Raw genomic sequence first — 3278 nt, forward strand, 5'->3', positions numbered from 1 at the left:
TCTTCGTTTCCGACTCTATCAGACTCTTTCGTGTCCGATTCCCGGTCGAAGCGGGTTTCGCTTTCCAGGTTTCCGCTTTCGCGTTTCCCTTTCCGGCGATTGCGACTCTATCAGAAGTTTTCCACCGGATTTCCCGGCTTCGGATTCTGGTTGAGGAATCGCTTGTGCCCCACAGGAATTCAATTCCATGACGGGGGCGAGAGAGACTTTAAACCATCGCTGCCGAACTTGTCCAGTTCGAGGCAACCGTTCGAATCTACCTCCCCGCTGGCTCCGTGTCAACGGTGGCTGCGGGACGACCAGGAGACTAGCAGCTCATCGGCGGCTGACGCACATCAGGCCGCGGTGGGCTGCACGGCCGTCCGGTCGGCGGCTTCCACGTCCCCTGCCTCGCCGGCCAGGGAGGCGCGGCGGCCCAGGACGAAGACGTAGAGCAGGAAGAGCACCTCGGCGAGCACGCCGATCGAGATGCGGGCCCAGGTGGGCAGGCCGGACGGGGTCACGAAGCCTTCGATGATGCCCGAGACGAACAGGACCAGGGCGAGGCCGATGGCCATGCCGAGGGCGGCCCGGCCGCGCTCGGCGAGGGCCGCCCGGCGGGTGCGGGGGCCCGGGTCGATGACCGTCCACCCCAGGCGCAGGCCGGTGCCGGCCGCCACGAAGACGGCCGTCAGTTCGAGCAGGCCGTGCGGAAGGATCAGGCCGAGGAAGACGTCGAGCCGGCCTGCGGAGGCCATCAGCCCGAGGCCGACCCCGAGATTGGCCATGTTCAGGAAGAGGATCCACAGCACCGGGAGCCCCAGGAACGCCCCCAGGACCAGGCAGATCGCGGCCGCCTGGGCGTTGTTCGTCCACACCTGGGCCGCGAAGGAGGCCGCGGGATGGCTGGAGTAGTAGGTCTCGTACTCGCCGCCCGGCTCCGTGAGGGCCTTCAGCTCCGCCGGGGCGGCGATGGCACCCTGCACCTCCGGGTGCGTGGCTATCCACCAGCCGATGAGCACGCCCACCGCGGTGGAGAGCAGCGCCGTCGGTATCCACCAGCGGCGGCTGCGGTAGAGGGCGGCCGGGAAGCCCACGGTGAAGAAGAGGATCACATCGCGCCAGCCCGCGCGGCGGACGCCGGTCACCGTGGCCCTGGCCCGGGCCACCAGCTGGGTCAGCCGGCCCGCGAGCATGGGGTCGGGGGCGCTGGACTGGATCAGGGAGAGGTGGGTGGAGGTGCGCTGGTAGAGATCGACGAGTTCGTCGGCCTCGGCGCCCGTGAGCTTGCGGCCGCGGCCCAGAAGCTGCTCCAGGCGGTCCCATTCCGCCCGGTGTGCCGCCACGAAGACGTCGAGATCCATCCGGTTACCGCTCCCCTGCCCCAGGTCCCCTGCTGCTGACTGCTCCTGATGTGGTCAGCTTGGCAGACTGGATGCCGTAGGGGCGGGGCAGGTCACGTGAAAGGTGCTGCAGTGAGCGATCTGGTGACGGGGGACGCTGTCGTCCTGGGGTTGAGACCGGCGAGGCTGCCGAGCCGGGCTCTGGCGTTCGTCCTGGACGCGGCGGTGTACGTCATCGGATACCTGACCGTCTCGTTCGCGCTGACGCTGTCGACGGCCTCGCTGGACTTCGCCGCGCAGGCCGCCGTGGCCGTGGCCACGGTGCTGCTGGTGCTGGTCGGCGTACCCATCGCGGTGGAGACGATGACCCACGGGCGCTCGCTCGGCAAGCTCGCCTGCGGGCTGCGGGTGGTGCGCGACGACGGCGGGCCGATCCGGTTCCGGCACGCGCTGGTGCGCGGGTCCATGGGCGTCGTGGAACTGCTGCTGACCTTCGGGTCGGTGGCGTGCATCGCCTCGCTGGTGTCGGAGCGGGGACGGCGGCTCGGGGACGTCTTCGCGGGGACCCTGGTGGTCCGGGAACGGGTGCCGGGGGCCCGGGTGATGCCGGTGCCCGCGCCGCCGCCGTGGCTGGCCGGGAGGTTCGGCGGGCTGGACCTGTCGGCGGTGCCGGACGGGCTGTGGCTGGCGATCCGCCAGTACCTGACGCGGATGGGGCAGCTGGATCCGCAGGTGGGCGCCGTGATGGCGGTGCGCCTCGCGGACGAGCTGGTGGCACGTACGGGGGCTCCGCCGCCGCCCGGGGTGCCCGCTGCCGCGTACCTGATGGCGGTGGTGCACGAGCGTCAGTCGCGGGACGCCGCCCGGGCCTTCGGCCACGGCGGGGGCTCGCCGATGCCGATGCCGATGCCGATGCCGATGCCCCAAGCCATGCCCGCGCCCATGCCCTCGGTGCAGGCGCCGGTGCAGGGTCCGGCGCCGTACGCGGCTCCGTACGCGGCTCCGCAGGTGGTGGCCCCGCCCGTGCAGGCGGCTCCCGTACGGCCGCCCGGCGGTGGCGGGTTCGCGCCGCCCGCCTGAGGTCCTGGACCGGTCGGTCCTAGTCCTCGAAGGTCGAGGGCGGGGTCTCCAGGTGTTCGAGCTCGATCCCGGGGGCCGAGAGGACCACGTCCCCGGCGATGTGGACGGTGTGCACCTCGCCCGTGTCCAGGGCGCTGACCTGGTATTCGTCCACCAGCAGCGGGCCGCTGTCGGTGGGGTGCTCCTCGCGCGCCAGCAGGGCCCAGGCCTGGTCGACCGTACGCGGGGCGAGGACCGGGTCGGTGAGGGCGACGAGCCGGACGCGGGTGGCGGGAGCGCCCGGGGTCAGGCGCAGCAGGCGGGCCGTCGCGATGAGGAAGGCGGGCGAGGTGCCGGTGAACCCGGGGGCCTGGACGTTGCCTTCGGTGGCCTCGGCGCCGGCGGGGTCGGTGCGCACCCAGGTGACGCCGTCGATGGCGGCCCCGCGGACCTGCCAGCTGGAGGCGTTGAGTTCGAGGCGGATGGGCCGGCCGAGCTCGTCGACGGCGAGGTCGACGGAGCCGCGGTGGCCGCCGTCCGGGGTGGTGACCTGGGAGACGTAGCGCCAGCCGGAGGGGCCGGGCGCGCAGTGGAAGTGCTCCTCGCCCAGGGGGGTGTGGTCGTGCGGGTCGTGGAGCGAGTAGCGGCCGCGGGGCATGGTGAGCACGTCTCTTCGGGTGGCGGGCGGGCGGTCGGTGCAGTGTCGTCAACGTACCGCCGGCCGGCCGCGGGGCGCGGACGGGGCAGGCCCCCGGCGACGCGCGCCGGGGGCCTGCCTGCTGGGACGACGTCCGCGGATCAGTAGCGGTAGTGGTCCGGCTTGTACGGGCCCTCGACCGGGACGCCGATGTAGTCGGCCTGCTCCTTGCGCAGGGTGGTGAGGCGGACGCCCAGGGC

At 72.3% G+C, this 3278-nt stretch carries 4 protein-coding genes; 1 reads left to right on the forward strand and 3 read right to left on the reverse strand.

The features are described 5' to 3' along the window. Nucleotides 1–335 precede the first annotated feature (335 nt). On the reverse strand, nt 336–1343 hold the full coding sequence (locus IO30_RS0128855) for a stage II sporulation protein M (protein ID WP_031147735.1): 1008 nt from the start codon (nt 1341–1343) through the stop codon (nt 336–338). A 111-nt stretch (nt 1344–1454) separates the two neighbouring features. Between IO30_RS0128855 and IO30_RS40980 the strand changes: the two genes are divergently transcribed. Continuing rightward, nucleotides 1455–2402, forward strand: coding sequence for an RDD family protein (locus IO30_RS40980; protein ID WP_037895426.1), 948 nt, complete (start codon nt 1455–1457; stop codon nt 2400–2402). A gap of 19 nt (nt 2403–2421) precedes the next feature. On the opposite strand, the gene IO30_RS0128865 is transcribed toward IO30_RS40980, so the two are convergent. Both IO30_RS0128865 and IO30_RS43905 read right to left on the reverse strand, forming a co-directional pair. Further along, nucleotides 2422–3039 carry a hypothetical protein gene (locus IO30_RS0128865; RefSeq protein ID WP_031147740.1) on the reverse strand — a complete coding sequence of 206 codons (618 nt, stop codon included), beginning with the start codon at nt 3037–3039 and terminating at the stop codon, nt 2422–2424. Nucleotides 3040–3179: 140 nt separating this feature from the next. Continuing rightward, nucleotides 3180–3278: adenosylhomocysteinase (locus IO30_RS43905; protein ID WP_078904277.1), on the reverse strand; the 99-nt coding region annotated here is incomplete at its 5' end.

Source organism: Streptomyces xanthophaeus (genome assembly GCF_000725805.1).
In the GTDB taxonomy this organism is placed as follows: Bacteria; Actinomycetota; Actinomycetes; order Streptomycetales; family Streptomycetaceae; genus Streptomyces; species Streptomyces xanthophaeus.